The 6905-nt window shown below is 63.0% G+C and carries 7 protein-coding genes and 1 pseudogene; 4 read left to right on the plus strand and 4 right to left on the minus strand.

Features of this window, described 5'->3' with window-relative positions; all coding sequences use genetic code 11:
- Positions 1 to 15: 15 nt before the first annotated feature.
- The 3 genes and pseudogenes from ACF8EA_RS26055 to hrpB all read right to left on the minus strand — a co-directional run bounded on the left by ACF8EA_RS26055 (position 16) and on the right by hrpB (position 3415).
- Positions 16 to 333: a hypothetical protein gene (locus tag ACF8EA_RS26055; protein WP_392523765.1), complete on the minus strand. Its 318-nt coding sequence runs from the start codon at positions 331 to 333 to the stop codon at positions 16 to 18.
- 37 nt (positions 334 to 370) lie between these two features.
- Positions 371 to 757: pseudogene (locus tag ACF8EA_RS26060) on the minus strand (POTRA domain-containing protein); the annotation flags it as partial.
- 129 nt (positions 758 to 886) lie between these two features.
- Positions 887 to 3415, minus strand: a complete 2529-nt coding sequence (hrpB, locus tag ACF8EA_RS26065) for an ATP-dependent helicase HrpB (RefSeq protein WP_392523766.1) — start codon at positions 3413 to 3415, stop codon at positions 887 to 889.
- A gap of 115 nt (positions 3416 to 3530) precedes the next feature.
- Between hrpB and ACF8EA_RS26070 the strand changes: the two genes are divergently transcribed.
- The gene (locus ACF8EA_RS26070; RefSeq protein WP_014592516.1) at positions 3531 to 3950 is read left to right on the plus strand and encodes a hypothetical protein; all 420 of its coding nucleotides are present in this window, start codon (positions 3531 to 3533) and stop codon (positions 3948 to 3950) included.
- 22 nt (positions 3951 to 3972) lie between these two features.
- The gene (locus tag ACF8EA_RS26075) at positions 3973 to 4845 is read left to right on the plus strand and encodes a cation diffusion facilitator family transporter (RefSeq protein ID WP_021784376.1); all 873 of its coding nucleotides are present in this window, start codon (positions 3973 to 3975) and stop codon (positions 4843 to 4845) included.
- Between the two features lie 60 nt (positions 4846 to 4905).
- On the opposite strand, the gene ACF8EA_RS26080 is transcribed toward ACF8EA_RS26075, so the two are convergent.
- Entirely contained in the window at positions 4906 to 5706 is an 801-nt protein-coding gene (locus ACF8EA_RS26080) for a DUF6515 family protein (RefSeq protein WP_028697846.1), read from the minus strand.
- A 394-nt stretch (positions 5707 to 6100) separates the two neighbouring features.
- On the opposite strand from ACF8EA_RS26080, the gene ACF8EA_RS26085 reads away from it, so the two are divergent.
- Positions 6101 to 6577: an Lrp/AsnC family transcriptional regulator gene (locus ACF8EA_RS26085; RefSeq protein WP_003249795.1), complete on the plus strand. Its 477-nt coding sequence runs from the start codon at positions 6101 to 6103 to the stop codon at positions 6575 to 6577.
- A gap of 53 nt (positions 6578 to 6630) precedes the next feature.
- Positions 6631 to 6834 (plus strand): DUF2788 domain-containing protein, encoded by a 204-nt coding sequence (locus ACF8EA_RS26090; RefSeq protein ID WP_003249787.1) that lies wholly within the window; start codon positions 6631 to 6633, stop codon positions 6832 to 6834.
- The last annotated feature ends 71 nt before the right edge of the window (positions 6835 to 6905 follow it).

Genomic DNA, 6905 nt, shown 5'->3' on the forward strand with positions numbered 1-6905 from the left:
TTTTTCTAACAGTCATTACAGCCCCTTCAACTTATCTGAGATGGTCACGCCTTCGGGGTTCATGCCTTTTATATGCTGCTCCCAATCACCCTTCGGAATCGGATTAGATGACAGACGAGGGTCATATACATAGCGGCCATCCGTATATACCTGATGGTAAAACTGCCCTGGTTCCTTCGCACCATTTTCAAAAAGGGTTAAGTTGCCGGACTGCTTCGGCCTAACCTCAATAACTTTCCCTTTACCACCCGCAGCATTAAACAGCTTGCTAGCAATTTCGGAGCAATCTGTACCACCACATGCCGTCATGTTTTTGATGTTTGGACTTTGCATCGCATCAACAACAGACTTGTTCGGTGGGAAGTCCGGGTTTCTGGATGTAGAGATCGGTGATGACCTTTAGCAGGCCATTGAGCTGCGTCACGCCCAAGCACTGACCAAGGTAAGGCTTGAGCAGGCGCTCGCGCTCCGTGCTAGAAAGGGCATCGGCCCCCTCCAGCTCAATGTCCTGGATCGGGAAGCAGCGGCTGTCGGCGGGCTTGGCCGAGGAGCCCGTATCGCTGCCTTTGCCGGGTAGTTCCTTGAGCTGTTCCAGACGCCGCTGCTGCTCTTCCAGCAGTCGGTTCTGACGGTCACGAATAAGGTCTTGGTCGCCTGGGGTGCTGAACGGCGCCGCACTGGCCACGTGGACACAGGTGACGAGCCAGGCACACAGCAGCCAGCCAAAGGCACGCTGAGCCACAGAGGGGAAAAACATGTTCGATCCTTCGAAAGCGAGACGGCAGTGCGAAAAAGCCGGTGACACTAAAGAGCTATCATCCTGGCGTCAAACAAACGGCGACATGCGGTACCTGTTTCGCCAGCAGGGCGCCTGAAAGCAGGGCGTTCAGGTACCGCGCGGTTTGGCCCTCGCGGTAGCCTCGGCCACCAGAGGGTCGTCCGGCCAGTAGTGCTTCGGATAACGCCCTTTCAGGTCTTTCTTCACCTCGGCATAGGTCGTGCGCCAGAAGTTGGCCAGGTCCTGGGTCACCTGCACCGGCCGACGTGCCGGTGACAGCAGGTGCAGCTTGACCTGCTGCCGGCCATTGGCGATGCGCGGGGTGTCGGCAAGGCCGAACAGTTCTTGCAGACGCACAGCGAGAATCGGCGGGGTTTCGCTGTAATCCAGGCGGATGTTCGAGCCGGATGGCACGGCCAGATGCGCCGGAGCCTGTTCTTCCAGGCGTTGCGGCAGCGGCCAGGGCAACAGGTTGCGCAGCATCGACGGCAAGTCCAGCGCAGCAAAGTGGCTGAGGCGCGACACTTTGCTCAGGTAAGGCTGTAACCAGTCTTCCAGGCTGGCCAGCAGGGCCTCGTCCCCAAGGTCAGGCCATTCACTGTGGCCATCCTTCTCCAGGTCGAGCTGCCGCAGCAGCGCCACACGTGCCTGCCACTGCCGTAGCTCTGGCGTCCAGGTCAGCAGGTTCAAACCTTTGCGCCGGACCAGGCCAAGCAGCGCCCGGGCCTTGGCTTCATCATCCAGCCCGGGCAGCGGTTCGCGGCTGAGGACCAGTTCGCCCACCTTGACCTGACGTTCGGCGCGCAGCACCTGCTCACGCTCGTCCCAATCCAGGATATCGACTCGCTCAACCTGCTCGGCCAGCACGCCCTCGAGCAACGCGGGATCGAATTCGGCTGCCAGATAGATCCGCTCCTCACGCTGCCCCTGGCGGCTACCCAGGTCAGCGATCACCAGCCATGGGCACTTCATCAAGGCATCGACTTCGGCAAACAGCGCCGCACGGCCGTTGGCGAGCCGATACTCCGCCCCGCCCGCCCGGCGCTGCTGGGCGACCCGGTCAGGGTAGGCCAGCGCCAGCAGGGCGCCCAGCCAACGAGGGTGGTCCGGGTCGGCGACCGGCGCACCGACCTTGCCACGCAACAGGCCACGGTATTGGCGGGCCAGTTGGCGAGCACGCTGCACCCCACCCTGGCCGCCACGCACAGCCTTGCTCTCACCGCTGACCAGCGCAAGCCGGCTGTGCAAGTCGGCACCACCGCCACGTTGAATGTCCCGCTCCCCCAGCAGTGCAGCCACATCGCATGCCATCTGTGCCAGGCCCAGGTACTGGCCACGCAGCAGCAAGTGCGCGATGCGTGGGTGAGCCGGCAGTTCGGCCATGGCCTGGCCATGTTCGCTGAGGTTATCGCGGCTGCCCGGCCTGAAGGCGCTGAGTCGCGCCAACAGGTCCTGTGCCTGGGCGAACGCTGCAGCAGGCGGCTGGTCCAGCCAGCGCAACTGCTCGGGGGTTACACCCCAGCGCGCCAGTTGCAGGGCCAGCCCGGCCAGATCGGCCTGCAGGATCTCGGCACTGCCATGGGCGGCCAGTTGGTCATGCTGGGCCTCGGACCAAAGGCGGTAGCACACGCCAGGCTCCAGACGGCCGGCACGCCCGGCGCGCTGGGTGGCACTGGCGCGGGAAATGCGCTGAGTATCCAGACGGGTCATGCCGCTGCCGGGGTCGAAGCGCGGCACCCGGGCCAGGCCGGCATCGATCACCACGCGTACACCATCGATGGTCAGGCTGGTCTCGGCGATGTTGGTGGCCAGCACCACCTTGCGCAGGCCCTTGGCCGGGGGGTCGATAGCGGCGCGCTGGGCATTGAGGTCGAGCTCGCCATGCAACGGGCACAGCAGAATCTCGGGGCGTGCCCCCAGAGCGTCCTGAAGGCTTTGGTGAACCCGCCGAATCTCGGCTTGCCCAGGCAGGAACACCAGCACGCTGCCGGCTTGGTCGGCCAGCGCATGCAGCACGCTGTCCACCACCCGTGGCTCGATGAACTCGCCTGGCTGGAACGGCCGCCCCCAGCGGATATCCACCGGATGCATGCGCCCTTCGCTGCTGACCACCGGGGCGTCGTCCAACAGCCGCGACAGGCGCTCACCTTCCAGCGTCGCCGACATCAACAGAATCTTCAGGGGCGGGTCGTCACGTAGCAGCTCGCGGCCGTTAAGGCTCAGCGCCAGCGCCAGGTCGGCATCCAGGCTGCGCTCGTGAAATTCGTCGAAGATCAGCAGGCCCACACCTTCCAACGCCGGGTCCGCTTGCAGGCGGCGTGTGAGGATGCCTTCGGTCACCACTTCGATACGGGTTTTCGGCCCGACCTTGCTGTCCAGGCGGATGCGGTAACCCACCGTTTCCCCAACCTGCTCGCCCAGCTCACTGGCCAGCCGTTCGGCTGCTGCCCGCGCTGCCAGGCGCCTTGGCTCGAGCATGAGGATGGTCTGCCCGGCCAGCCACGGTTCGTGCAGCAGCGCCAGCGGCACGCGGGTGGTCTTGCCAGCACCGGGCGGGGCTTCAAGCACCACTTCGTCACGGTTTTCCAGAGCCTGGCGCAGGGCGGGCAAGGCAGCATCAATGGGTAATGAAATCATGGTGGTCCTCGAACAGTGTCGCGAGTATAACGGCGAACCCAGCCTGCTCTATCATGGTCTTAGCATCAGGCGCAGGTGCTTCGCTTGCCCTGCTGATTACTTTTCGGAGATTTACATGCGTATCTCGACCCGCGTCATCGGTGGCGCCCTCATCGCCACCCTGCTGACCCAATTGACGGCCTGCGGCACCATTTTCTACCCGGACCGGCGCGGCCAGATCGGCGGCAAGATTGACCCTGTGGTTGCCGCCATGGATGCGATCGGCATCCTGTTCTATGTGATCCCAGGGCTGATTGCCTTCGGTATCGACTTTGCCACCGGCGCCATCTATTACCCGGGTGGCCGTACTGCTCAGGTTGACCCGGCCAAACTGCAAGAAGCCGTCAGCCCCGATGGCAAGGTCGACAACCTGAAGTTGCAGGCCATTCTGGAAAGCGAACTGGGCCAGCGCCTGCCGCTGAACGACCCAAGGCTGATCCAGCACCGCGGCAGCATCGAACAACTGGCCAGCCTGGGCCTGGTCCCGGCAGCCTGATCCACAAGGACACTGTCCACGGATGATCACTACCCCAGCCGAACACCAGCGCCTGCTGCGCCTGGCCACTCGCGCGTCACTGACGGTCGCCAGCATCCTGGTGCTGAGCAAGGCGCTGGCCTGGTGGCTGAGCGGGTCCGTGAGCCTGCTGGCAGGGTTGACCGACTCGGCACTGGACGCAGTGGCCTCGTTCCTCAACCTGCTGGCGGTACACTACGCCCTGCGTCCGGCCGACGACGATCACCGGTTCGGCCATGGCAAGGCCGAGGCCTTGGCCGGTATGGCTCAGGCGCTGTTCATCGGCGGCAGTGCGGTGCTGATCGGGGTGCAGGCGGTCGAGCGCCTTTACACCCCACAACCGCTGGGTGATACCTCCATCGGCATCGCGGTGATGCTGCTGTCGCTGGTGCTGACCGTCGCCCTGCTGGCACTGCAGCACAAAGTGGTCCGGCTCACCGGCTCTACTGCAGTACGGGCAGATTCCCTGCACTACCGCTCGGACTTGCTGCTCAACGGCAGCATTCTGCTGGCCCTGTTGCTGGCGCGCTTTGGCTGGCCGCAGCTGGATGCGCTGTTCGGCCTGGGCATCGCCTTTTACATCCTCTGGAGCGCGCTGCAAATTGCCCGCGAAAGTACGGCGATCCTGATGGACAAGGCGTTACCCGGCGATGTTGGCGAGGACATGGCCGCGCTGGTGCTGGCCGTTGCAGGCGTGAAAGGCGTGCATGACCTGCGCACGCGCGTCTCGGGCAACCAGTGGTTTGTGCAACTGCACCTGGAGCTGCCGGGGCACCTGCCGCTGCATGAGGCGCATGGCTTGTGCGTGGAGGCCTCGCGGGTGATCCGCCAGCGTTATCCACAGGCGGACGTGATGGTGCACGCCGACCCGGTATGAGGTAACCACCCATGCCCCACCGATTACGCAGGCCTTGCAGGAGCGTGTTCCGCGCAAGGTTCAGTTGATGCTGTAACCCCGACCACTGAAACAGGCACCCAGCGCCCGCCGATAGTTGTCGAGCACATTGGCCGCCGGTGCGTAAGTCGCCGTCGCCGGGTCGAAGCCCGACTGGCTCACAGCCCAGCGATGACACTGGTAGCGGTCCTGCTCCTGCTGTTCCTGCCCCTGGCCATACATCGGATAGGCCACCACGTCATACCCGCCATTTGCCGGGGCCACCGGCACGGGCGAAGGCACGCCGACCGGCGGGTTGACCACCACATATTCCTGGCTGTCTGCCAGGTACTGGTAATAGGTATCGGCCACCAGAAAGAACAGCGCGTCACCCAACCACACTTCCCGCGCATAAGGCGGCAGGTAATTGACCCGCACGCCGTACGGCGGGGTCACCACGATGTAATTGCCCCCGTGCGGGCGGTACCAGTAACCCCCGGAGTAGAAATAGTCAGCGCCCCGGTAGGGTACTTTCCAGTAGCGGTCAGAAAAATGGTCCACCCTGTGCCCTGGGCGATACTGCGGCCCAGGCCCCCAGCCATTGCCGTGGCCATCCGGACGCCCCTGCCAGTCGCCACCGGGCCGTTGCCCCGGGCCACCGGCTTGCCAGTGGTGATCATCACCGTGGCGGCGGGGAATGTCCTGGTAATACCCCTGGCGCGGCGGCTGGGTCTGGCGCACTTCGTCGCGCGAGTTGAGCGAGCGCCCCGACGGCCCCTCGCCAGGCCCTTCAGCCAAGGCCCCAAGGCTGATGCTCAAACCTAGCAAACCAACACCTGCCAACTGCCAGATGCGCGACGTCATGGTGTTCCTCTCGGTAGAAAAAACTGCAACCACCGCCAGTCTACCGCGCCCATGACACAGGCCAATTAAATTTCCGGCATGAAAAAAGGGAGGCCACAGGGCCTCCCTTCAGGAATTGTCGTCCGTGCTCGGCACTTGTGGCGCCGGCTCACCTCACACCGTCTTCTGGAGGGTGTGTAGCCCGGGGGCCTGCAGATCCTGTTGGATGGCTGGCCGCGACCGCCCGCCTAGGGCGCGTCGCCGTGGACTGATGTCCGGGCAGTGATTCTGGTGATAAAGATACCGGAGGGGTTGCGACAGAGGATTGCGAAGATTGCTCAGATAAATAGCACTTGCGCAATTTTTCACCCTGGATTGATAATTCGCAGCAATCCGAACAGAAAAGGCAAATGCCATGAGCAAACTTGACCGCTACGACCTGAGCATCCTCGCCGAATTGCAGCGCGATGCGCGCATTTCCAACCAGGAACTGGCCGAACGCATCGGCCTGTCGCCATCGCCATGCTCGCGTCGGGTCAAGCAATTGGAAGACGACGGCTACATCTCGCGCCAGGTGGCCCTGCTCGACCGCAAGAAGCTGGGCTTGAGCCTGACCGCCTATGTGTTGATAGGCATGGACCGCCACACCCCTGAGCGCTTTGAAACATTCGAGGCCGCCATCCGTAACCTGCCGCAGGTGCTCGAGTGCAGCCTGGTCACCGGCATGGATGCGGACTATCAGCTGAAAGTGGTGGTGCCGGACATGGACCACTACCAGAAACTGCTTCTAGGCAGCCTGACGCGTATCGAAGGCGTCACCAGCGTGCGTTCGAGCTTCGTGCTCAACCAGGTACTGGCCAGCACCGAGCTGCCATTGACCCACCTGCGTTAATTGCTTACCCAGCCGACGTATAATCGGACGCTCAACCCGCCTGGAGAACACCGATGGATCCCGCCGTATTCGAAGAATGGATGATGATTATCCTGGTCACCGTATTGATCGGTTTCATGGGCTTCATCGTCTGGGACCTGGCAAAAAAGTCCAAGGCGGGTAAGTTCGGGACGCTGATCCTGTTCTTCGTGCTGGGCCTGGGGGTGCTGGCCTTCATCATCAAAAGCGTGGTGGTGGGGTTTCTGGAAGGCGTATAAAACATTTCAGGGCCATTCGCGGGCACGCCCGCTCCCACAGGTTGGGCGCTGCCTTCAAGTACTGCACCGTC

Origin of the sequence: Pseudomonas sp. YQ_5 (assembly GCF_043103305.1) — a bacterium.
GTDB classification, from domain to species: Bacteria; Pseudomonadota; Gammaproteobacteria; order Pseudomonadales; family Pseudomonadaceae; genus Aquipseudomonas; species Aquipseudomonas putida_Y.

Coding starts and splice junctions, on each gene's coding strand:
- ACF8EA_RS26055 (WP_392523765.1), bottom strand. CDS start 333: ATGCAAAGTCCAAACATCAAAAACATGACGGCATGTGGTGGTACAGAT.
- hrpB (WP_392523766.1), bottom strand. CDS start 3,415: ATGATTTCATTACCCATTGATGCTGCCTTGCCCGCCCTGCGCCAGGCT.
- ACF8EA_RS26070 (WP_014592516.1), top strand. CDS start 3,531: ATGCGTATCTCGACCCGCGTCATCGGTGGCGCCCTCATCGCCACCCTG.
- ACF8EA_RS26075 (WP_021784376.1), top strand. CDS start 3,973: ATGATCACTACCCCAGCCGAACACCAGCGCCTGCTGCGCCTGGCCACT.
- ACF8EA_RS26080 (WP_028697846.1), bottom strand. CDS start 5,706: ATGACGTCGCGCATCTGGCAGTTGGCAGGTGTTGGTTTGCTAGGTTTG.
- ACF8EA_RS26085 (WP_003249795.1), top strand. CDS start 6,101: ATGAGCAAACTTGACCGCTACGACCTGAGCATCCTCGCCGAATTGCAG.
- ACF8EA_RS26090 (WP_003249787.1), top strand. CDS start 6,631: ATGGATCCCGCCGTATTCGAAGAATGGATGATGATTATCCTGGTCACC.